This is a genomic window from Sediminimonas qiaohouensis DSM 21189, assembly GCF_000423645.1.
Taxonomy (GTDB): domain Bacteria; phylum Pseudomonadota; class Alphaproteobacteria; order Rhodobacterales; family Rhodobacteraceae; genus Sediminimonas; species Sediminimonas qiaohouensis.
This window is the reverse complement of sequence record NZ_AUIJ01000002.1, coordinates 194,921-217,106: the sequence shown is the minus strand read 5'-3', so window position 1 is coordinate 217,106 and position 22,186 is coordinate 194,921. Positions and strand designations below refer to the sequence as shown.

Annotated in this window: 22 protein-coding genes and 2 tRNA genes; 19 read left to right on the top strand and 5 right to left on the bottom strand. The window is 64.3% G+C overall.

Annotated features, from left to right (window positions below; translation table 11 throughout):
- Together G568_RS18175 and G568_RS18170 are read left to right on the top strand one after the other, a co-directional pair.
- Nucleotides 1-996 (top strand): branched-chain amino acid ABC transporter permease, encoded by a 996-nt coding sequence (locus G568_RS18175; protein ID WP_051202695.1) that lies wholly within the window; start codon nt 1-3, stop codon nt 994-996.
- 93 nt (nt 997-1,089) lie between these two features.
- Nucleotides 1,090-1,926, top strand: a complete 837-nt coding sequence (locus tag G568_RS18170) for an alpha/beta fold hydrolase (protein ID WP_051202694.1) — start codon at nt 1,090-1,092, stop codon at nt 1,924-1,926.
- Nucleotides 1,927-2,053: 127 nt separating this feature from the next.
- Here G568_RS18170 and G568_RS0103450 read toward each other — a convergent pair.
- A tRNA-Thr gene (locus tag G568_RS0103450) sits at nt 2,054-2,128 on the bottom strand.
- An 86-nt stretch (nt 2,129-2,214) separates the two neighbouring features.
- On the opposite strand from G568_RS0103450, the gene G568_RS0103445 reads away from it, so the two are divergent.
- From G568_RS0103445 to G568_RS0103435, 3 genes are read left to right on the top strand one after another with little or no spacing between them, the layout of a single operon-like run.
- Nucleotides 2,215-2,406, top strand: coding sequence for a hypothetical protein (locus G568_RS0103445; RefSeq protein ID WP_026756718.1), 192 nt, complete (start codon nt 2,215-2,217; stop codon nt 2,404-2,406).
- A complete protein-coding gene (murA, locus tag G568_RS0103440) occupies nt 2,406-3,674 on the top strand; it encodes a UDP-N-acetylglucosamine 1-carboxyvinyltransferase (protein ID WP_026756717.1) in 1,269 nt (422 codons plus the stop codon). The genes G568_RS0103445 and murA overlap by 1 nt, the downstream gene beginning before the upstream one ends.
- Nucleotides 3,671-4,150, top strand: coding sequence for a DUF2948 family protein (locus G568_RS0103435; protein WP_026756716.1), 480 nt, complete (start codon nt 3,671-3,673; stop codon nt 4,148-4,150). Before murA ends, G568_RS0103435 begins: the two co-directional genes overlap by 4 nt.
- Nucleotides 4,151-4,183: 33 nt before the next feature.
- Here G568_RS0103435 and G568_RS0103430 read toward each other — a convergent pair whose 3' ends face one another.
- Together G568_RS0103430 and hemB are read right to left on the bottom strand one after the other, a co-directional pair.
- Entirely contained in the window at nt 4,184-4,744 is a 561-nt protein-coding gene (locus tag G568_RS0103430) for a lipid-binding SYLF domain-containing protein (RefSeq protein ID WP_026756715.1), read from the bottom strand.
- Nucleotides 4,745-4,894: 150 nt separating this feature from the next.
- Complete coding sequence (gene hemB, locus G568_RS0103425; protein ID WP_037373572.1) at nt 4,895-5,905, bottom strand: porphobilinogen synthase; 1,011 nt, start codon at nt 5,903-5,905, stop codon at nt 4,895-4,897.
- A 140-nt stretch (nt 5,906-6,045) separates the two neighbouring features.
- On the opposite strand from hemB, the gene G568_RS18165 reads away from it, so the two are divergent.
- From G568_RS18165 to G568_RS0103410, 3 genes are read left to right on the top strand one after another with little or no spacing between them, the layout of a single operon-like run.
- The gene (locus G568_RS18165; protein ID WP_051202725.1) at nt 6,046-6,564 is read left to right on the top strand and encodes a hypothetical protein; all 519 of its coding nucleotides are present in this window, start codon (nt 6,046-6,048) and stop codon (nt 6,562-6,564) included.
- Nucleotides 6,565-6,574: 10 nt separating this feature from the next.
- On the top strand, nt 6,575-10,036 hold the full coding sequence (gene mfd, locus G568_RS0103415; RefSeq protein WP_026756713.1) for a transcription-repair coupling factor: 3,462 nt from the start codon (nt 6,575-6,577) through the stop codon (nt 10,034-10,036).
- Nucleotides 10,029-10,619: a GNAT family N-acetyltransferase gene (locus G568_RS0103410; RefSeq protein ID WP_026756712.1), complete on the top strand. Its 591-nt coding sequence runs from the start codon at nt 10,029-10,031 to the stop codon at nt 10,617-10,619. Before mfd ends, G568_RS0103410 begins: the two co-directional genes overlap by 8 nt.
- A gap of 32 nt (nt 10,620-10,651) precedes the next feature.
- On the opposite strand, the gene G568_RS0103405 is transcribed toward G568_RS0103410, so the two are convergent.
- The gene (locus G568_RS0103405) at nt 10,652-11,305 is read right to left on the bottom strand and encodes an alpha/beta hydrolase (RefSeq protein ID WP_026756711.1); all 654 of its coding nucleotides are present in this window, start codon (nt 11,303-11,305) and stop codon (nt 10,652-10,654) included.
- A 155-nt stretch (nt 11,306-11,460) separates the two neighbouring features.
- Here G568_RS0103405 and iscR point away from each other — a divergent pair, with 155 nt between their 5' ends.
- The 11 genes from iscR (at nt 11,461) to G568_RS0103350 (ending at nt 21,005) form a co-directional block, all read left to right on the top strand.
- Nucleotides 11,461-11,922: a Fe-S cluster assembly transcriptional regulator IscR gene (gene iscR, locus G568_RS0103400; protein ID WP_026756710.1), complete on the top strand. Its 462-nt coding sequence runs from the start codon at nt 11,461-11,463 to the stop codon at nt 11,920-11,922.
- On the top strand, nt 11,919-12,965 hold the full coding sequence (locus G568_RS0103395; protein ID WP_026756709.1) for a cysteine desulfurase family protein: 1,047 nt from the start codon (nt 11,919-11,921) through the stop codon (nt 12,963-12,965). Before iscR ends, G568_RS0103395 begins: the two co-directional genes overlap by 4 nt.
- Before the next feature lie 21 nt (nt 12,966-12,986).
- On the top strand, nt 12,987-14,546 hold the full coding sequence (sufB, locus tag G568_RS0103390) for a Fe-S cluster assembly protein SufB (RefSeq protein WP_026756708.1): 1,560 nt from the start codon (nt 12,987-12,989) through the stop codon (nt 14,544-14,546).
- A 152-nt stretch (nt 14,547-14,698) separates the two neighbouring features.
- The gene (locus G568_RS0103385) at nt 14,699-15,289 is read left to right on the top strand and encodes a hypothetical protein (protein ID WP_026756707.1); all 591 of its coding nucleotides are present in this window, start codon (nt 14,699-14,701) and stop codon (nt 15,287-15,289) included.
- A gap of 32 nt (nt 15,290-15,321) precedes the next feature.
- Entirely contained in the window at nt 15,322-16,077 is a 756-nt protein-coding gene (gene sufC / locus G568_RS0103380; protein ID WP_026756706.1) for a Fe-S cluster assembly ATPase SufC, read from the top strand.
- Entirely contained in the window at nt 16,077-17,366 is a 1,290-nt protein-coding gene (gene sufD, locus G568_RS0103375) for a Fe-S cluster assembly protein SufD (protein WP_026756705.1), read from the top strand. The genes sufC and sufD overlap by 1 nt, the downstream gene beginning before the upstream one ends.
- Nucleotides 17,366-17,866, top strand: coding sequence for a hypothetical protein (locus G568_RS0103370; RefSeq protein ID WP_026756704.1), 501 nt, complete (start codon nt 17,366-17,368; stop codon nt 17,864-17,866). The genes sufD and G568_RS0103370 overlap by 1 nt, the downstream gene beginning before the upstream one ends.
- Entirely contained in the window at nt 17,853-18,443 is a 591-nt protein-coding gene (locus tag G568_RS0103365; protein WP_026756703.1) for a Yip1 family protein, read from the top strand. The genes G568_RS0103370 and G568_RS0103365 overlap by 14 nt, the downstream gene beginning before the upstream one ends.
- Nucleotides 18,444-19,667, top strand: a complete 1,224-nt coding sequence (locus G568_RS0103360; RefSeq protein ID WP_026756702.1) for a cysteine desulfurase — start codon at nt 18,444-18,446, stop codon at nt 19,665-19,667. It begins immediately after the preceding gene.
- 176 nt (nt 19,668-19,843) lie between these two features.
- The gene (locus G568_RS0103355) at nt 19,844-20,863 is read left to right on the top strand and encodes a methyltransferase (protein ID WP_026756701.1); all 1,020 of its coding nucleotides are present in this window, start codon (nt 19,844-19,846) and stop codon (nt 20,861-20,863) included.
- A gap of 65 nt (nt 20,864-20,928) precedes the next feature.
- Nucleotides 20,929-21,005 (top strand) — tRNA-Arg (locus G568_RS0103350).
- Nucleotides 21,006-21,020: 15 nt separating this feature from the next.
- Here the strand turns inward: G568_RS0103350 and G568_RS18160 are convergent.
- On the bottom strand, nt 21,021-22,094 hold the full coding sequence (locus tag G568_RS18160) for a tyrosine-type recombinase/integrase (RefSeq protein WP_169576936.1): 1,074 nt from the start codon (nt 22,092-22,094) through the stop codon (nt 21,021-21,023).
- Nucleotides 22,095-22,186 lie beyond the last annotated feature (92 nt).

Sequence of the window (22,186 nt, the reverse complement as noted above, 5' to 3'; positions counted from 1 at the left end):
ATGAACCGGCACCATGTCATCGCGGGTATATCCGCGCCCGATCGCAGGCTTATGGCGGCGGGGGGGCTCATCGCGCTGGGCCTCTTTGCCCTGCCGCTCTTTGGCTCGGCGCTTGTCGTGGACAAGCTGACGCTGCTGATGGTCTATATCATCCTTGCCGTCATGTGGAACCTTCTGGCGGGGTACGCCGGCCTGGTTTCCGTTGGCCAACAGGCCTTTATCGGTCTGGGCGGATATTTCGTGCTGCGCCTGGTGGAAAGCGGCATGCCGCCTTTCCTCGCCATAGGTCTTGGCGGCTTTCTTGTCCTGCTGGCGGCTTGGCCCCTGTCGTGGCTGGTGCTGCGCTTGAAACCGGCCGAGTTCGCCGTTGCCATGTGGGTGCTGGCCGAAACGATCCGCTCCATCGTCATGTTCGACCCCCTAGTTCAGGGTGAAACGGGCCGCTCGCTAGTTTCCTTGAACGCGATTGACCCCGATGTGCGGCGGACTACGATCTACCTGATGGCGGTTGTGGCGGTGGTGGTATCGTTGGTGCTCAGCCATGCCTTGCTACGCGGGCGCCTTGGCGGCGAAAGCCAGGCGATCCGCGACGACGAAGAGGCCGCCAGCTCCGTCGGCGTCAGCACCCTGCGCGTCAAACGCTGGATCTTCCTGATCTCCGCCGTCGGCTGCGCAATCGCGGGAACGATCTGGCTGGCCAGCGCGATTACCTTTCAGCCGCGCTCGGCTTTCGGCATCAACTGGTCGATCTTCATGCTGTTCATGGTGCTGGTCGGAGGGCTTGGCAGTTACCTGGGGCCGGTCCTCGGGGCGCTTTTGTTCTTCGCGCTGCAAGAGGTCTTTGGCGACTTCGGCGCGTGGTACCTTGCGGGGATCGGGGTTGTGGCCATCCTTTTTGCCCTGTTCGCGCCGCGAGGCATCATGGGGTTGATCATCGGGAAAACCGGGCAGGAACCCCTCTCGATGCGCAAGTTGCTTATTATGCGTGAGGGTTGAAGCAACAGACGAGTCGGCCTTTGAGGGGCCGGAGCGATCAAGAAGAGCAGGGCGGACAAACCTCCATCACTATTGATAATCGGGAGCAATAACATGGCGTTGGATCAAACAGTTAAAGTAGATGACCTGTCAATCAGGTACCGCGATACCGGCGGTTCGGGGCTGCCCGTGCTGTTGTCATCGGGCATCGGTGGATCGCTTGAGCTATGGGGCAAGCAGCTTGAGATGCTCGGCGACACGCACCGCCTGATTGCCTGGGATTATCCGGGGCATGGGCTGTCGGATACCTGGGACCGCTCGTTCGAGCCGGACGGCCTTGCCGATTTCACGCTGCGCTTTCTTGACGCGCTGGGGATTGAACGGGCCGTGCTGGCCGGCAACTCGTTGGGCGGGGCAACCTCCATCCGCGCCGCGGCCAAGGCGCCGGACCGCGCGGCGGGCCTTTTCCTGGCGGCGCCCGCGATGGTCGGCCCCGAGGTGTTTGTGCCGTTTCGGTTGATGACCCTGCCGGTCCTGGGCAAGATCCTAACCAAGCCCAGTGACAAGGGCGTGGAGATAGCCTTGAGCGCGATACTCCATGATTCCGAGACTGTTACCGACGACATGCGCGACTTCATGCGCCGCAACCAGTTCAAGGAGGGCGGCGCGCAAGCCTTTCGCCAAACGATGTGCGAGACCCTGAACTTGCGCGGCTGCAAACCGGCCTATTGGCGCGCCTCTCAGGACATGCTGGCCGCGATGGAGTGCCCGGTGCAGTTCTTCCATGGCCGTCAGGACAAGGTCTTGCCGGTTTCCCAGGCGCAGACTTGTCACGCGCTGACCCCAAACAGCGAACTGCACATCGCCGACCCTTGCGGGCACACGCCCCAATGGGAGGTGCCGGAGGAATTCAACAAATCGCTCACCGATTTCGTGGCCTCCGTGGACTAAGCCCCCCGGGGCGCGGCGGTCGAAGAAAATCACCACGCCTCTCAGCAAGGCGCGCGGCCGCGCCAAGCCCGGCCGCTTCTGGCGCATCCCAAAAGCCACAGCAAAAACAACGCGTTATCCGGTGAAATGGTGCTGCTGGAGAGAATCGAACTCTCGACCTCTCCCTTACCAAGGGAGTGCTCTACCTCTGAGCTACAGCAGCTAACCTGCGCCGGGTGATTAGACGCAATTTCCGCAGGGTGCAAGCCCAATCTGGACGGTTTTTCGGCACTGCTGTAAGAGGGGGGCATGAGTGGAAACAAACATGGCAAGACACCGCCCGCACAGGGCTCGGCGCGCGAAGACCGCTTGAAGGCGGCTCTCAAGGCCAATATGGGCAAGCGCAAGGCGCAGATGCGCGGACGCGCCGCAAAACAGGCGCAGGATAGGCAAACCGGGGCAGGCGAGCCGCCCGAGGATACAGGCAAAGGAACCCGCTGATGGATTCGATCGTGGTGACGGGCAATGGCCCGCTGAATGGGCGCATTGCCATCGCGGGGGCCAAGAATGCCTGTCTCACGCTGATGCCTGCCACGCTGCTGAGCGATGAGCCGCTGACCCTGACCAACGCGCCGCGCCTGTCGGATATCCGCACCATGACCGAGCTGCTGCAATCGCTGGGCGCCGAGGTTAGCACGCTGCAGGATGGGCAGGTGCTGGCGATGTCCAGCCACGCGATCACCAACCACAAGGCCGATTACGATATCGTGCGCAAGATGCGCGCCTCGATCCTGGTGCTGGGGCCGATGCTGGCGCGCGACGGGCATGCGGTTGTCTCGCTGCCAGGCGGCTGCGCGATTGGCGCGCGCCCCGTCGACCTGCACCTGCGCGCGCTTGAGGCCATGGGTGCCGAGCTGGACCTGCGCGACGGCTATGTGCACGCGCGCGCGCCCGGCGGGCTCAAGGGCGGGCAGGTGGAGTTTCCCGTCGTCTCGGTGGGCGCCACCGAAAACGCCCTGATGGCGGCGACACTGGCCAAGGGCACCACGGTTCTGCGTAACGCCGCGCGCGAGCCCGAAATCGTCGATCTCGCCCGTTGCCTGCGTGCCATGGGCGCACAGATCGACGGCGACGGCACCGACACGATCACGGTGCAGGGCGTTGACCGCCTGCACGGCGCCACCCACCAGGTCGTGACCGACCGGATCGAGCTGGGCACCTATATGCTGGCCCCCGCGATCTGCGGCGGCGAGGTCGAGCTGTTGGGCGGGCGCATGGAGCTGGTCGGCGCCTTTTGCGACAAGCTGCAGGAGGCCGGCGTCGAGGTGCAGCAAACCGCCGATGGCGTACTGGTGCGCCGGGGCGAGAACCGGGTCAGGGCGGTCGATGTCACGACCGCGCCCTTTCCTGGCTTCCCGACCGATTTGCAGGCGCAGATGATGGCGCTTTTGTGCACCGCCGAAGGCACCAGCGTCCTTGAGGAAAAGATATTCGAGAACCGCTTCATGCACGCGCCCGAACTGACCCGCATGGGCGCACGGATCGACGTGCAGGGCGGCACCGCCACGGTCGAGGGGGTTGCGCGGCTCAAGGGGGCGCCGGTGATGGCGACGGACCTGCGCGCCAGCGTCTCGCTGATCCTGGCCGGTCTCGCGGCCGAGGGCGACACCGTCGTCAATCGCGTCTATCATCTTGATCGCGGCTACGAGCGAGTCGAGGAAAAGCTTCAGGGCGTCGGGGCCCGGATCGAACGGGTGGATCAACCATGAGCGACGATGCAAGGTTCGAGGATGCACGGGAAAAGCCGCTGAATATCGGCGCGTTCGATGCCGAGGATCTCAAGGTTTTGTCGGCGCTGGCGCAAGATGCGGTGTTTCCCGTCACCGAAATGTCATGGCGCCCCGGCGAGCGGCGCTTTGCGCTGCTGATCAACCGCTTCCGCTGGGAGGATCACCGCGCCGCCGAGCAGCACGGCCGCCCGTTCGAGCGGGTTCAATCCGTGCTGGTGATCGACAACGTGCTTGGCGTCGCATCGACCGGGTTCGACCGCGCCGATCCCGACCTGGTGCTGTCGCTGCTGGCCATTGAGTGGCAGCCCGGCGAAGATGCCGCCGGACACGTGATCCTGACGCTGGCCGGTGACGGCGCGATCCGTCTCAGCGTCGAGGCGCTGGAGGTGGGGCTGCGCGATGTCACGCGCCCCTATGCCGCCCCCTCGCGCAAGATGCCCGACCACGGCGCTTAACGCGCCGCGATCCGCTCTGCGATCGGTGCCCGCTCAGGGGATGATGCGGGTGTATTTCACGCCATCCAGCGTCGCGCCGATCTGTAGCCCCGCCTGGCCGAAGATCACCGCCACAACGGGCGCAGTGGCGGTGGTGGTCTCGGCGCGCAGGTTCTCGCCGCGGTCGCTGAACGCGTATTTCACATCGCCGCCAACGGCCCATCCTTCCGAGCGGCGGAATCCCATCAGGGACTCCTCGGTCATGAAGAACAGCACATGCGCGTATTGCAGCGCGCCGATCTGCAACCCGAAGCTGCCCTTGGTGGCCGAGTAGTAATCCACCGTGGTGCCGCCTACCTGCAATGCGCCGCGCCCATAGCCGCCGCCAAAGCCAAAGCCGGCCTCGGTCACCAGCGGCATCACCAGTTGCCCCGCCGATTTGTCTCGCAGTTCCTGCGTCGCGGGATAGTTGGAATAGAGATAGCTCAGCGTCCGGTCGACCCGCGCGTCGATCACGCTGGAGCCGCGGCTGCCGATGCCATTGCCGCAGGCCGCCGTGACGCCGAGGCTGGCCAGCGAGGTCAGCGCGAAGCTGCGCCTGGATATATGTTTCATGAGGTCTTGCCTGTCCTTGATTGCCTGACATGCATCGCCCGGCCGGATCTGGGCCCGGTTGCGGGTGCATGGGCGAACCATACCGCTTGCGCGCGCCGCTGTCACTCGCTGCGCGCCATACGGGCATGATTTTGCGCAGATTATCGCCCGCTACCCGCCGCTGCCGCGCAGCACCCGCGCCGCCTCGGGCGCGAAGTAGGTCAGGATACCGTCGCATCCCGCGCGCTTGAAACACATCAGGCTTTCCATCATCGCGCGCCCCCCGTCGATCCAGCCATTGCCGGCGGCGGCCTGGATCATCGCGTATTCGCCCGACACCTGGTAGGCATAGGTCGGCGCGCCGAACTGGTCCTTAACCCGCCGGCAGATATCCAGGTACGGCATGCCGGGCTTGACCATTACCATGTCCGCGCCTTCGCTCAGGTCGCGCGCCACAAGGCGCAGCGCCTCGTCGGAATTGGCGGGGTCCATCTGGTAGGTGGCCTTGTCGCCCTTGAGCGCCCCCGACGCGCCAACCGCATCGCGGAACGGCCCGTAAAAGGAGCTGGCGTATTTCGCCGCGTAGCTCAGCAGCATCACATTCTCGTGCCCATGCGCCTCAAGTGCCGCGCGGATCGCGCCGATGCGGCCGTCCATCATGTCCGATGGCCCGATGATGTCGGCGCCCGCATCGGCCTGGCTCAGGGCCTGCTTGACCAGTGCCTCGACCGTTTCGTCGTTGACGATCACGCCGTCACGTACGAACCCGTCATGCCCGTCGGCGTTGTAGGGATCCAGCGCCACGTCGGTCATCACCGCGATCTCTGGCACCGCGGCCTTGATCGCGCGGGTGGCCCGGTTGCTCAGGTTGTCGGGGTTCCAGGCCTCGGCGCAGTCATGGGTGCGCTTGTCGGCTGGAGTGTATGGGAACAGGCAGATCGCCGGTATCCCCAGATCCGCCGCCTCGCGCGCGGCCTCGGCCACCAGGTCCACGCTACGCCGCACCACGCCGGGCATCGAGGGCACCGGCTGCACCTCGTTCTCGCCCTCGCACACGAAGATGGGCCAGATCAGATCGCCCACGCTCAGCGCGTTCTCACGCGTCAGGGCGCGCGTTGCGCCGCTTTGCCGCGCGCGGCGGAACCGGGTGGCGGGGTAGGCGGCCTGGCTTTGTGTGATCATGTCGTGTCCCTTGCAATCTTTTGCATGAGTTGCATGGAAATTCGCGCATCTCAAGGGTAGGAATTGCCGCATTGGGGCGCTATTGAGACGCGACAACGTGCAAGGGTAGGCGTTTGGGCTGGTTTGAACTTCTGACGGAAATGATCGACTTGCGGTCCTTCTCGAACCTGTGGTTCTGGATCGCGCTGGCGGTGATGTGGTCCACGGCCAGCCATTGGGTGCTGGGCGTGCCCTATGACATGGTCATGCGCGCGGGCCGCTACGGCGGACAGGCCGAGGAAGACCTCGAAGATGTGGTACGCGTCAACGTCAATCGCCTGCTCTATATCGCCGATGTGTCGGGGCTGTGGCTGATGGGGTTGGGCAGCTTCATCCTGACGGTGCTGGGCCTCAGCGGCTTCCTTTATGACCTGCAATTCATGCAGGCGCTGTTTCTGTTGGCGTTCCCGATGTCGATCGTCTGGATGCTCAGCATGCGCACCGCGCGCCACATCCGCGCCACCGGCCTGTCGGGCGCGGACCTGCGCCGCAAGCTGCGCCTGCACCGCGTGATGGTGCAGGTGATCGGCATGATCTCCATCTTCATCACCGCCATGTGGGGCATGTTCCAGATCATGACCGCCAACTTGCCCGATATCCTTTTCAAACCCCTGGGATGACGAGCCTGAAATGACCGATCCGCAGCGTGTGAGGGCGGCAGGCGCCCCCGAAGGCTATGATGCCCGCCTTATCCTTGACGAGGTCGAGCGCGCGGGCGGCCCCGTCGTGCATGTCGCCCGCGATGACAAACGAATGGCGGCGACGCAGGCAGCGCTGCGGTTCTTTGCGCCCGATATGCCCGTGTTTACCTTTCCCGCGTGGGATTGCCTGCCCTATGACAGGGTCGGCCCGCATGCCGATATTTCGGCCGCGCGGATGGCGACGTTGGCGGGGCTGGTCCACGAGGTGCCACAACAATTCGTGCTGCTGACGACGCTGGGCGCCGCGATGCAGCGGGTGCCGGCGCGGGACGTTCTGCGCGAGGCGGCGTTCACCGCGCGCGTAGGCGGGCGCGTGGATGAGAAGGCCCTGCGCGATTTCCTCGCGCGGATGGGCTTTTCGCATGCGCCCACGGTGATGGAGCCGGGCGATTACGCGATCCGCGGCGGCATCATCGACATCTTTCCGCCGGGCGAGGCGGGGCCGGTGCGCCTTGATCTGTTCGGCGATGTGCTGGATGGCGCGCGCCGCTTCGATCCGGTCAGTCAGCGCACCACCCAAAAGCTTGATATGGTAGAGCTGGCCCCGGTCAGCGAGGTGATCCTCGACGACGCCGCGATCCGCCGCTTCCGGCAGAACTACCGGATCGAGTTCGGCACCGCCGGCACCGATGATCCGCTCTACGAGGCGATCAGCGCCGGCCGCAAGCATCAGGGCGCCGAGCATTGGCTGCCGTTCTTCCACGAGCGGCTTGAGCTGCTGTTCGACTACCTGCCCGATGCGCCCGTCACCCTTGATGATCAGGTCGAGGCGTCGCGCCTGTCGCGTTGGGACGGGATCGCCGATCAGTATGAAACCCGGCGCGAGGCGATGACGCGCAAGGGGCGCATCGATTCGGTCTATAAACCCGTGCCGCCCGAAACCCTCTACCTTGACGAGGGCGCATGGCAGGCGGCGCTGTCGGGCCGCCGCGTGTTGCAGTTCAGCCCGCTACCCTCGCCCTCGGGGCCGGGGGTGATCGACGCGGGCGGGCGCCTTGGGCGCAACTTCGCACCGGAACGCAAACAGGAAAACATCAATCTTTTCAGAGAGCTGGCAAAGCATTTCGCAGTCAAACAGGAGCAGGGGCCGGTCGTCGTGGCCTGCTATTCCGAAGGCGCGCGCGAACGCCTCGATGGCCTGATCTCTGACGAGGGCGTGCTCGGCGCGGTCCACGTCGCGGATGCCCGCGGCATCGGACGGCACGGCGTTCATCTCGCGGTTTGGCCGCTCGAGCATGGCTTCGAGACGCCGCAGATGACCGTGATCAGCGAACAAGACGTGCTCGGCGACCGTCTGATCCGCGCGCCCGCCCGCCGCAAGCGGGCCGAGAATTTCCTGACCGAGGCCCAAAGCCTCAGCGCCGGCGACCTGGTTGTGCATGTCGATCACGGGGTCGGGCGGTATCACGGCCTCGAGGTGATCACCGCCGCCGGCGCCGCCCATGAATGCCTGGTCCTTGAATACGCCGAGGGCGCACGCCTTTTCCTGCCGGTCGAGAATATCGAGTTGCTCAGCCGTTTCGGCCACGAAGAGGGCCTTCTGGACAAGCTGGGCGGTGGCGCGTGGCAGGCGAAGAAGGCCCGCCTCAAGGAACGTATCCGCGAGATGGCCGACCGCCTGATCCGCATCGCCGCCGAACGCGCCCTGCGCCGCGCGCCTATCCTTGAGGCCCCCCACCACGCGTGGGAGGAATTTGCCGCCCGCTTTCCCTACCAGGAAACCGACGATCAGCTCAGCGCGATCGAGGACGTGATGGCCGATCTCTCGTCGGGCCAGCCGATGGATCGCCTGATCTGCGGCGATGTCGGCTTTGGCAAGACCGAGGTTGCCATGCGCGCCGCCTTCGCCGCCGCCATGTCCGGCCAACAGGTGGCCGTGATCGCGCCCACCACGCTGCTGGCCCGCCAGCACGCCAAATCCTTTTCCGAGCGGTTCCGCGGCTTCCCGCTTGAGGTCCGCGCCCTGTCGCGCTTCGTCTCCGCCAAGGAGGCGGCGCAAACCCGCGACGGGCTGGCCCGCGGCACCGTCGATATCGTGGTGGGCACGCATGCGCTGTTGTCCAAGCAGGTCAAGTTCAAGGAGCTGGGCCTGCTGATCATCGACGAGGAACAGCATTTCGGCGTCTCCCACAAGGAGCGCCTCAAGCAGATGCGCACCGACGTGCACGTGCTGACCCTGACCGCCACGCCGATCCCGCGCACCCTGCAATTGTCGCTATCGGGGGTGCGCGACCTGTCGATCATCGGCACCCCCCCGGTGGACCGCCTGTCGATCCGCACCTACGTGTCCGAATTCGACGCCATCACCATCCGCGAGGCCCTGCTGCGCGAGCATTATCGCGGCGGGCAGTCCTTTTTCGTTGTGCCGCGCGTCTCGGACCTGCCCGAGATCGAGGAGTTCCTGACCGAGCAACTCCCCGAGCTGAGCTATGTGGTGGCCCACGGCCAGATGGCGGCGGGGCAGCTCGATGATCGGATGAACGCATTTTATGACGGCAAGTACGACGTGCTGCTGGCCACCACCATCGTCGAATCGGGGCTGGATATTCCGACCGCCAATACCATGATCGTGCACCGCGCCGACATGTTCGGGCTGAGCCAGCTCTACCAGATCCGCGGCCGGGTGGGGCGCTCAAAGACGCGCGCCTACGCCTACCTGACCACCAAGCCGCGCGCGCCGCTGACCGATGCCGCGCAAAAGCGCCTGCGCGTCCTGAGCAGCCTCGACACCCTCGGCGCGGGCTTCACGCTGGCCAGTCAGGATTTGGATATTCGCGGCGCCGGCAACCTTCTGGGCGAGGAACAGTCGGGCCAGATGCGCGACGTGGGGTATGAGTTGTATCAACAGATGCTGGAAGAGGCGATCGGCAAGATTCGCTCGGGCGAGGCCGAGGGCCTGTCCGACACGGACGAGCAATGGGCGCCGCAGATCAACCTCGGTGTTTCCGTGCTCATCCCCGAGGAGTACGTGCCCGATCTGGACGTGCGCCTTGGCCTCTATCGGCGGCTTAGCGGGCTGACGAAAAAGGTCGAGCTGGAAGGCTTCGCCGCCGAGCTGATCGACCGTTTCGGCCCCGTCCCGAAGGAGGTCAACACCCTGCTGCTGGTGGTGCGGATCAAGGCGATGTGCAAGCGCGCCGGCATTGCCAAGCTCGATGCAGGCCCCAAGGGCGCGACGATCCAGTTTCACAACGACAAGTTCGCCTCGCCGCAGGGCCTGGTTGCGTTCATCCAGGATCAGCGCGGCCTTGCCAAGGTCAAGGACAACAAGATCGTCGTGCGCCGGGACTGGAAAAAGGAAAGCGACCGCATCAAGGGCGCCTTCGCCATCGCGCGCGATCTGGCGGAAAAGCTCATCGAGGAGAAGAAAAAGGGCAAGGGCAATGCTTGAGACCGGCCTGCACGCCGTGCCGAAGGGGCACACCGCCGCGATCGTGACGCATCTTGAGATGCTGCATGAAGCGCCGCCGCGCCCCGAGTCGGATCTGCCCCTGCACCTGGCCCGCGTGCCGCAGCCCGGGCCGGAGTGGTACCTTGATCTATTCCGCCGGATCGGCGCGCCGTGGCTATGGTTCGGGCGGCTGGAGATGCCGCGCGAGGCGCTTTCGGCGCTGCTGGCTGATCCGGGCATTCACGTGCATGTGCTGATGAAAGACGACGCCGAGATCGGCCTCCTCGAGTTGGATTTCCGGCACGAAGGCGCCTGCGAACTGGCCTATTTCGGGCTCATACCGGGGGCAGAGGGCGGCGGCGCGGGGCGCTGGATGATGAACCGCGCGATCGCGTTGGCATGGGGGCAGGGGATTTCACGGCTGCACGTGCACACCTGCACGCTGGATCACCCGGCGGCGCTGGATTTCTACCGGCGCAGCGGCTTTACCGCCTACCGCCGCGAGGTCGAAATCGCCCGCGATCCACGCCTTGCCGGCCTGTTGCCGCGCGATGCCGCGCCGCAGGTGCCGCTGATCGAATGATTAGCCCCCCGCGCCGCGGCCGGAATCGCGGATTAGCGGCTGTTTTCCGTCAGGCGCCGCTTCACGTAGTCCGAGACCGTGCTGATCATCGGCTCCATGTACGGCTCTTCGAAGAAGTGGCTGGCGCCCTGGATTTCCTCGTGAGAGATCGTGATGCCCTTTTGCTCGTGCAGCTTCTCAACCAGCGTGGTGGTATCTGCGGGCGGGGCGACACGGTCGGCGCTGCCGTTGATGATCAACCCAGAGGCCGGGCAGGGCGCCAGGAACGAGAAGTCGTACATGTTCGCGGGCGGCGAGACCGAGATGAAGCCGGTGATTTCGGGTCGCCGCATCAGAAGCTGCATGCCGATCCACGCGCCGAACGAGAACCCCGCGACCCAGCAATGCTTGGAATTGCTGTTCATCGATTGCAGGTAATCCAGCGCCGCGGCGGCATCCGATAGCTCGCCAACGCCCTGATCGTATTCCCCCTGGCTGCGCCCCACGCCGCGGAAATTGAACCGCAGTACGCTAAAGCCCATATTGTAGAATGCGTAGTGAAGGTTATAAACAACCTTGTTGTTCATCGTGCCGCCGAATTGCGGATGCGGGTGCAAGACGATCGCGATTGGGGCGTCACGTTCCTTTTGAGGATGATACCGGCCTTCTAGACGGCCCTCGGGGCCGGGAAAAATAACCTCGGGCATGTGCGTCGCGGTCTCCTGATCGGGGTGCGGGGCAATTCTTGACGGCTTTGCTCAAGCACCTTAGAACGATTCAAATCCGACGGTAGAATTCCCGTCGGAGTTCTCGCGAGATAAGGCCTGCGTCGCCCAAGGTCAATGTGTAGGGGAGAGAACCCATGAAACTTAGCACCAAGGGTCGGTACGCGATGGTTGCGTTGGTCGATATCGCCTTGCAACCCGAGGGCGAGTTGGTCAGCCTGGGCGAGATATCGCGCCGCCAGAACGTCTCGCTGCCATATCTGGAGCAGCTTTTCGTCAAGCTGCGCCGCGGCGGGTTGGTCGATTCCGTGCGCGGGCCCGGCGGCGGCTACCGGCTGGCGCGGCCAATGACCGACATCCGCGTGGTCGAGGTGCTGGCCGCGGTGGATGAAACCGTCGACGCCATGCATACCGGCGCGGGCGCGTCCGGCGGGGTGTCGGGCAGCAAGGCGCAATCGGTCACCAACCGCCTGTGGGAGGGGCTGAGCGCGCAGGTCTACGTGTTCCTGCACCAAACCCGCCTGTCGGACGTGGTGAACAATGAACTGGCGCCGTGCCCGGCGGTGCCGACACTGTTTTCGGTGGTTGACGAGACATGAAACCGCGCACCTATCTTGATCATAACGCCACGGCGCCCCTGCGCCCCGAGGCCCGCGATGCGATGATCGCGGCATTTGACCTGGTGGGGAACCCCTCGAGCGTGCACGCCGAGGGGCGCGCCGCGCGCGCGGCGGTGGAAAAGGCCCGCGCGCAGGTGGCCACCGCGCTTGGCGCCGACGGGGCCGACATCATCTTTACCTCCGGCGCGACCGAGGCGGCGGCGCTGGCGCTGGGGGGGCGCATCCTGCACGGCGCAGGGATCGAGCATGACGCGGTCGCGGCCTGGACGGTGGAGAACCTGCCGGTGGATGGGAGCGGTCGCGTGCGCGTGGACACGCCCGGCACCTCGGTGCTGCAACTGGCCAACTCCGAGACTGGCGTCGTGCAGGACCTGCCCGAGGGCCTGGAACTGAGCGATATGACGCAGGCGTTCGGCAAGCTGCCGTTTGCCTTCAACTGGTCGGGCTGCCGCATGGGTCTGATTTCCGCGCACAAGCTGGGCGGGCCAAAGGGCGTTGGCGCGCTGGTGGTGCGCCGGGGCACCGACATCGCCCCGCACCTGAAGGGCGGCGGGCAGGAAATGGGCCGCCGCGCCGGCACCGAGAACGTGCCCGCGATCGCCGGTTTCGGCGCTGCCGCCGAGGCCGCCGCGCGCGATCTGGCCGATGGGGTTTGGGACCGGGTGGCAGAATTTAGAAATATTCTAGAGAATGCCATTGAGGCTGCTGAAAAAGAGACTATTTTGGTCGGGAAAGGGGCGCAACGCTTGCCCAACACCAGTTGCATTGCAACACCCGGCTGGAAAGGCGAAACGCAGGTGATGCAAATGGATCTGGCGGGCTTTGCCATTTCGGCGGGCAGCGCTTGCTCGTCGGGTAAGATCCGCGCCAGCCGCGTGTTGCGCGCGATGGGGTACAATGATGACGTGGCCAGCGGTGCGATCCGTGTATCGCTTGGCCCGCAAACGAGCGAAGAGGACGTGTTGCGCTTTGCCGAAAGCTGGCTGGCGAAACGCAGGAAATTCAGCGCCCGCGTGGCGTGAAGACGCGAACAGGAGATGGACATGGCTGCATTGGACAAGGGCGAAGACGTCAAGGAAGGCGTTGATCAGGAAACGGTCGATGCCGTGCGCGAAGTGGGCGGCGCCTACAAGTACGGCTGGGAAACCGATATCGAGATGGATTACGCCCCGCTGGGCCTGAACCCCGATATCGTGCGCCTGATTTCCGAGAAGAACGAAGAGCCCGAATGGATGACCGAATGGCGCCTGTCCGCCTACGAGCGCTGGCTCCAGAAGGAAGAACCGACCTGGGCGATGGTGGATTACCCCAAGATCGATTTCCAGAACCAGTACTACTATGCCCGCCCCAAAAGCATGGAGGTCAAGCCCAAGTCGCTTGACGAGGTGGACCCCAAGCTACTGGAAACATACGAAAAGCTTGGCATCCCGCTAAAGGAGCAAATGATCCTTGCGGGCGTTGAGGGCGCCGAGGATACCGCCCCCGCCGAGGCACGCGGCGCCGGTGAGGGCCGCCAGGGCGAGCGCCGGGTCGCCGTCGATGCGGTGTTTGATTCCGTCTCTGTCGGCACCACCTTCCAGGCCGAGCTGAAAAAGGCCGGCGTCATCTTCTGCTCGATCTCGGAAGCGATCCGCGAGCATCCCGAGCTGGTCAAGAAATACCTCGGCTCGGTCGTCCCGGTTAGCGACAACTTCTATGCCACTCTGAACTCGGCCGTATTCTCGGACGGCTCGTTCGTCTACGTGCCGCCGGGCGTGCGCTGCCCGATGGAGCTGAGCACCTATTTCCGCATCAACGCTGAAAACACCGGCCAGTTCGAGCGCACGCTGATCATCGCCGACAAGGGCGCCTATGTTAGCTACCTCGAAGGGTGCACCGCGCCCAAGCGCGACGAGACGCAATTGCACGCCGCCGTGGTCGAGATCATCGCCGAGGAAGACGCCGAGGTGAAATACTCCACTGTCCAAAACTGGTTCCCCGGCGACGAAGAGGGCAAGGGCGGCATCTACAACTTTGTGACCAAGCGCGCCGATTGCCGTGGCGATCGCTCCAAGGTGATGTGGACGCAGGTCGAAACCGGTTCGGCGGTGACGTGGAAATACCCCTCGTGCATCCTGCGCGGCGACGACAGCCAGGGCGAGTTTTACTCGATCGCCATTACCAACAACTGGCAGCAGGCCGATACCGGCACCAAGATGGTGCATTTGGGCAAGAACACCAAAAGCCGCATCGTCTCCAAGGGGATCAGCGCCGGACAGGCCCAGAACACCTATCGCGGGCTGGTCTCGATGCACCCCAAGGCCAAGAACGGGCGTAACTACACGCAGTGCGACAGCCTTCTGATCGGTGACAAATGCGGCGCGCACACCGTGCCTTACATCGAGGTCAAGAACAACTCGGCCCGCGTCGAACACGAGGCGACAACCTCCAAGGTCGACGACGACCAGATGTTCTATTGCCGCCAGCGCGGCATGGACGAGGAAGAGGCCGTCGCGCTTGTCGTCAACGGGTTCTGCCGCGAGGTGCTACAGGCCTTGCCGATGGAATTCGCGATGGAAGCGCAGCAACTCGTCGCGATCTCGCTTGAAGGGTCGGTCGGCTAAGGCGCCGGCCGCGCGCGCCCCGGCCCGGTATCGGAAGGGACAGTCATGGCACAATCGGCGCTTGTCCTGATCAGGTGGGTGGCTCTGCGGCCCATATCGGCGGGGAAGGGGGCAGCATGACCAACCCCCTCGCACCACAGGAGAACACAGCGATGCCCACCCCCATGACGCGGCCGGAACTGACCCTGCCCGAGGCCGAATCGAACGCCCTGCGCGCCGCTTATGCGGACGCGGACGTGATCCTTGAATACGGCAGCGGTGGCTCCACCGTGATGGGGGCCGAACTGGGCAAACGGGTGCTGTCGGTTGAGAGCGACAAGAAATGGGCGAAGATGATGCGCGACTGGTTCGCGTCCAACCCGCCATCGCGCGCGGTCGACGTGATCTGGTCCGATGTCGGCAAGACAAAGAAATGGGGCTACCCGGTGGACGATAGTGGCTGGAAACGCTTTGCGCGCTACCCGCTCGAGGTGTGGGACTTGCCCGAGTTCGAGCACCCCGACGTGGTGCTTGTCGATGGCCGGTTCCGCGTCGGCTGTGCCTTGGCGACGGCCTACCGGATCACCCGCCCGGTGACCCTCTATTTCGACGATTACGTGAACCGGCGCCGTTACCACGAGGTCGAGACCTTCATCGGCGCGCCGGTCGAAACATACGGGCGCATGGCGCGCTTCGATCTTGAGCCGGCGGCGTTGCCGCCCGCAAAGCTGCTCAGGATCGTGCAGTTGATGTCATTCGCCTGACCCAGCAGCGAACAGGAAAAGGAATCGAAAGTATGCTTGAAATCAAGAACTTGCACGTCAAACTTGAAGACGATGACACCGTAATCCTCAAGGGCGTGAATCTCAACCTTGAGCCGGGAAAGGTGCACGCGATCATGGGCCCGAACGGGTCCGGTAAATCCACGCTCAGCTACGTGTTGTCGGGGCGTGACGGCTACGAGGTGACCGAGGGCGAGGCATGGCTCGATGGCGTCAACATCCTCGATCTGGAGCCGGAAGAGCGCGCCGCAGCCGGCCTGTTCCTGGCGTTTCAATACCCGGTCGAGATCCCCGGCGTCAGCAACATGACCTTCCTGCGCACCGCCGTGAACGCACAGCGCAAGGCCCGCGGCGAAGAGGAAATGAACTCCACCGAGTTTCTCAAGCTGATCCGCGAGCGCGCCAAGACGCTGGATATCGACGCGGATATGCTCAAGCGGCCGATCAATGTCGGCTTTTCGGGCGGCGAGAAGAAGCGCAACGAGATCCTGCAAATGGCCATGCTCGAGCCGCGCATGTGCATCCTCGACGAGACCGATAGCGGGCTTGACGTGGACGCGATGAAGCTGGTGGCCAAGGGCGTCAACGCCCTGCGCGATCCGAACCGCGCCTTCCTTGTTATCACGCATTATCAACGACTTCTGGACCACATTGAACCTGATGTCGTGCACATCATGTCGGATGGCCGCATCATCAAGACGGGCGGTCCCGAGCTGGCGATCGAGGTCGAGAAGAACGGCTATGCCGATATCAAGGCGGAGGTGGCGTAATGGCATTGACGCAGGCGAAACTAGATGCGACCGAGGCGCGCCTTGCCGCCATGGACGCGCCCGCGCAGGGTGCCGGGTGGCTGGCACAGGCGCGCGGCGGCGCGGTGGCGCGACTGCGCGAGATGGGGCTGCCCGGGCGCCGCGACGAGTATTGGAAATTCACGCGCCCCGACAGCCTGATTGCGCCCGAGGCGCCGCGCGCCGCGGTGTTCGAGATCGACGAGGCGCCGATGTTCGACGAGTTCGACCGCCTCAAACTGGTCTTTGTCGATGGCGTTTTCGATCCGGACAGCAGCGATGATCCGTCCCTTGCCGGCGTCGAGATCGAGCGCCTGTCGGATGTCGCCGACACCGACATCCACTGGGCCCGCGACCTGTACGGTGTCCTTGAGGCCCGCGGCCAATCGCCGGTCGCGCGCCCCTTGGCGGCGCTGAACACCGGCTACGCCAAGGACGGGTTTCTGATCCGCGTGACAGGCCGGGCCGAGCGACCCATAAGCCTGATTTATCGCCATGAAACAGATAGTTCTGACGCGATCCTACATCACGTTGTAAGGCTCGAAGAGGGCGCCGAGCTGACGCTGCTGGAAAACGGCCCCGCCGCCGCGCGGTTCAACAAGGTGCTTGAGGTCGATATCGCAGATGGCGCTCGCTTTAACCACATTCGCGCGCAGGGCCGCGATCACGAGCGGCGCGCCGCGACCCACATCTTTGCCCGTCTTGGCGCGGAAAGTGTGTTCAAATCATTCACCATGTCCGTCAACGGCGTGATGACTCGTAATGAGTGCGTGATCGAGCTGACCGGCGACGACGCCGTGGCGCATGTCGCCGGGGCCGCCATGGGCGACGGCGATTTCCACCATGACGACACGGTGTTCGTCACCCACGACGCCGAGCGGTGCGAAAGTCGCCAGGTGTTCAAGAAGGTGCTGCGCAACGGTGCTGTCGGCGTGTTCCAGGGCAAGATCCTGGTCAAGGACGGCGCCCAGAAAACCGACGGCTACCAGATCAGCCAATCGCTGCTGCTGGATGACGACAGCCAGTTCCTGGCCAAGCCCGAGCTGGAGATTTACGCCGATGACGTGGCCTGTTCGCACGGCTCGACCACGGGCGCGATCGACGCCGATACGCTTTATTACCTGCGCTCGCGCGGGGTGCCCGAGGCCGAGGCGACCGATCTGCTGGTGCTGTCGTTTCTGGCCCAAGCCGTCGAAGAGATCGAGGACGAGGCCCTGCGCGAAGCGATCACCGCGCGTCTTGATGCGTGGCTGGCGCGGCGGCGGGGCTGATGGCGCTGACCGGGGATATCGCCGCCACCTACCGGGGGCCGGGGCGCGTCGTGCGCCGACTCCTGTCTATGGGCCGGCGCGAGGATCGGGCGCTGGTGTTCCTGCTTCTGGCCTGCCTGCTCATGTTCGTGGCGCAGACCCCGTACCAGGCCCGCCTGGCGCACCTTGACCCGGATGTGCCGCTAAGCGCCCGCCTGTACTGGAGCGCGCTTTTGTGGATCTTTTTCCTGCCGCTCTTTTCCTACCTGCTCGCGGCGCTAACTTGGCTGGCAAGCCGCCTCGCGCGGACGGGCGTCAGCGGCTATGCCATACGGCTCAGCCTTTTTTGGGCGCTGATGGCGACCACGCCGGTGGCCCTGCTTGCGGGGATGGTGGCGGGGTTCATTGGCCCCGGTCCGGGCTTGCAACTGGTGGGCGCGGTGTGGTTTGGACTGTTCCTGTGGTTCTGGATCGCGGGAATGCGCGGCGCTGGCGGGGGGATGGCCGATGAACAGGGATGATCTGGTGGCGCTCGTCGTCGAAACGGTGCGCCGCCCCGCCGATGCAGCCCGCCGCATCCTCGCATGGCGGATCGCGTCCTCGCTGCTGTGGATGGGGTTTGCCCTGACGGTGGTGCTTAACACGCTGCTGTTTCATATCTCGTCGCTGATCTACCCGATGCCGTCCGGTGCGATCGCGGTGCCGGCCCTGTTCTCCAGCCCCTTCCTATATGCGGCGGTGATGGGCGGCGGGCTGCTGCTGATGGCGTTGGTGTTGACGCAGGTCGGCAAGATGCTTGGCGGGGTGGGCCGGTTCGAGGATGTTCTGACGCTGCTGGTCTGGCTCCAGGCGCTGCGCCTCGCGGCCCAGGTTATCGTGCTGGTGCTGATGGCGCTTCTGCCGGCATTTGCCGCGCTGGTGACCATGGCAATCGGGTTGCTAAGCCTTTGGATCTTGATGAATTTCATCAACGCGGTGCATGGGTTCGACTCGCTTGGCCGCTCCTTCATGGCGCTGGTGCTGGCGATCCTGGGGATCAGTGTCGGCCTGTCGATGCTTCTGGCGCTTTTTGGCGGCGTATCTGTTGGGATGACTTGAATGAGCTATGACGTCGAAAAAATCCGCGGCGATTTCCCGATTCTCTCGCGCGAGGTGAACGGCAAGCCGTTGGTCTATCTCGATAACGGCGCCTCGGCGCAAAAGCCGCAGGCGGTCATCGACGCGGTGACGCGCGCGTACTCTTATGAATATTCCAACGTTCACAGGGGTTTGCACCACCTTTCTAATCTCGCGACCGAGAAGTACGAGGGTGTGCGCGGCACCATCGCGCGTTTCCTCGGGGCCGCTGACCCGGACGAGATCGTGATGAACTCCGGCACCACCGAGGGGATCAACATGGTCGCCTATGGCTGGGCCATGCCGCGCCTTGAGGCGGGCGATGAGATCGTTCTGTCGGTGATGGAGCATCACGCGAATATCGTCCCTTGGCATTTCCTGCGTGAACGGCAGGGTGTCGTGCTGAAGTGGGTGGATGTGGATGCCGACGGCGCGCTTGATCCACAGGCGGTGATCGATGCCATCGGGCTGCGCACCAAGATGATCGCAATTACCCAACTTTCCAATGTGTTAGGGACCGTTGTTGATGTAAAAACAATCACCGACGCCGCCCGTGCGCGCGGTGTTGCCGTGCTGGTCGACGGAAGTCAGGCCGCCGTGCACATGCCTGTCAACGTCGATGAGATTGGCGCCGATTTCTACGTCATCACCGGGCACAAGCTCTATGGCCCCTCCGGCTCGGGCGCGATCCATGTGCGCAAGGAACGCCTTGCCGAAATGCGCCCCTTCATGGGCGGCGGTGACATGATCCGCGAGGTCAGCAAGGATGAGGTCATCTACAACGACCCCCCGATGAAGTTCGAGGCGGGCACCCCCGGTATCGTGCAGCAGATCGGCCTCGGTGTCGCGCTGGAATACATGATGGATCTGGGCATGAACAACATCGCCCGCCATGAAGCCGCGATTTCCACCTATGCACAGCAGCGCCTGACCGGGCTAAACTGGTTGAACTTGCAAGGGCAAGCACCTGGTAAAGCTGCGATTTTCTCGTTCACGATCCAGGGCGCCGCGCATGCGCATGATATCTCGACGATCCTTGACAAAAAGGGTGTCGCGGTGCGCGCCGGGCATCACTGCGCCGGACCGCTGATGGATCACCTTGGCGTTGCTGCGACCTGCCGGGCGTCCTTTGGCCTTTATAACACCGAGGCCGAGGTCGATGTCCTGATCGACGCGCTGGAGTTGGCGCACGATCTCTTCGCCTGACGACGCGTCGTCCTGTCCCTGCCTGAATTCAACGCACCCCGCCGTCCGATTGGGCGCGCGGGGTTTTGCGTTGCCAAACGCGCCGCATGTCGGGAATCGCCAATCGGATGTCGCTTTTAATCCGCGTCTGGTCTGTCTAGGTTGGCGCCAGAACAGAACAATGACAGGAGCACTCAATGACACTTGCCACCAAGGCAGATGAAATTTCCGAGATCGCGTTCGGCTTCATGGGGTCCAAGGCGCTGTTCGCGGCGCTGCAACTCAAGGTGTTTACCCACCTTGCAGAAGGGCCACTGAGCGCCGAGGAACTGGCGCAAAAGGCCAATGTGCACCCCGACCGCGCGCAAACCCTGCTGACCGCGCTGGCCTCCCTGGGCCTGATCGAGGTCCAGGATGGCAACCGCTTCGGCAATGCGCCCGCGTCGCAGGCGTTCCTGGTCAACGGGGCAAAGTACGATTTCGGCGATTATCTGCGGTTGCAGGTGGGGCGCCAGATGTACAGCCTGCTGGACCAGATCGAGAACGCCCTGCAAGGCACGATGGATGCCGATGATACCGCCAGCTATGCCGAGTGGTTCGCCGATCCCGACGAGGCGCGGCTTTACTCCGAAAGCCAGCATTCCGGCTCGGTCGGGCCGGCACGGCAACTGTCGGGCGCGCTTGACCTGTCGGGCGCGCGGCGCATGCTGGACGTTGGCGGCGGCACCGGTGCGTTCGCCATCACCCTGTGCAAGGACAATCCGGATTTGACTGCGTCGATCGTCGATTTCCCCAACGTGGCCGAGCTGGGCCGCGGCTATGTGGAGAAGGCCGGTTTGTCGGACCGGATCGCGTATATCCCCGGCAATGCGCTCGAGGCCGAGTGGCCCGCCGATCAGGACGTGATCCTGATGTCCTACCTGCTTTCGGGTGTGCCCGGCGAGACGCATGTCGATCTGATCCGCCGCGCCTATGATCACCTGGTGCCGGGTGGGCGGCTGCTGATCCACGACTTCGTCGTCGAGAAAGAGCGCACCGGCCCCAAGCTGGCCGCGCTGTGGCAGTTGCAGCATACCGCGTTCACGCCCGAGGCGCGCTCGCTCGATGCCGGCTGGCTCGAGGTGGCGCTGGACGAGATCGGGTTTATCGATGCGCAGGTGGCACCGCTCATCCCCAAGATGACGATGCTGGCGCAGGGCACCAAGCCCGCCGCATAAATTGCCGCGCGCGGGCGCGATAGCGATTGCGCCCGCGCCGCCCTTTCGATAAGACGCACCCGCACGGTCCCATAGCTCAGCTGGATAGAGCGCACGCCTCCGAAGCGTGAGGTCACAGGTTCGAATCCTGTTGGGACCGCCACCCCTAAAAATTACTTCATGTTTTCAATGCATTATGCGACAAGTTGTCAACTGGATCGGAAAAGTTGTCAAAATCTGTTCCCTGAATGATCTTCCGGGCGTCGGCCGTCTTACTGTAATCCCGTGTCTGCGCGGTGGTGTCGTGGCCTAGAATGGCCATGCGCTGCGCTTCGGTGGCGCCATGCTCGGCCATGTACGTGGCGAGATACTTGCGCACACCATGGGCGGTTTTGCCCTCGATTCCCGCTTCCCGCGCTGCCTTGCTGAACCACTGTCCTGCGGCTTTCGGCGATCGACTGCCACCGCGTGCCGTGCTGAGCCATGTCAGGTGCTTTGGTGCGGCCTCGATGCAGGTGCGCAGATCCTCGCTCGATGGGTAGTAGGCCGGACGAGGCGTCACGAACAGCGGAACCGTGCATAGGGTCTTGGATTTGGTGCGCCGGTAGGTCAGCCACCCGTTGCGCAAATTGCCCGGCCCGAGCGTCACGGCATCGCCAATGGCCGCGCCGGTCTGCGCCAGCAGCTCGAACGCCAGGCGCTGCATGCTGCCGATCGGCCAATGGTAGCGGAAGGCCGTTGCGTCGGCGGCTGTCCAGGGCGTGTGTCCATCGCTCTCCGGTGCGGCGCGCTTGCGCACGTCCCTTGCCGGGTCCGCGTCCAGCAGGCCGTTATCAACCCACCAGCGCCCCATAGCGCGCCACAGCTTCAGGCGGTTGTTCGCTGGGTGTGGCCCAAACTGCGCGAGATACCGGCGAATGTGGCGCGGCTCCAGATCTGCCAGCCGAGCGGTGGCGAAGAATTCCTCGAACTCCTCTGCGAAGCTGCGCCAGCGGGCGCGCGTGCTGGTGGCCCGCGCCATGTAGGCGTCGCTGGCGAGGAAGGCGCGGATCCCGGCGCCGATGGTTCCTGTGCGATGCCGTATCTTGCCGCGCACCTTGGTGGGCTTCCCGGCCGCGGCGTCCGTGTAGGCACGCAGAAACTCGGGGCTGTCCTTCGGTGCATCTGGCATTGGCGTAGCTGGCGTCGTGTATCGGTAGTAATACCGCACGTTGCCGCTCGGCCAGCGACCCGCTGGTTTCAGGCCCTTCAACCGGATTCCTCCTCGAAAAGACTGTCGCATGTGTTTGCCCTCCCGACGTCACGATGCGCGGGAATCCCTTCTGGTGGCAAGATGCGGACCAC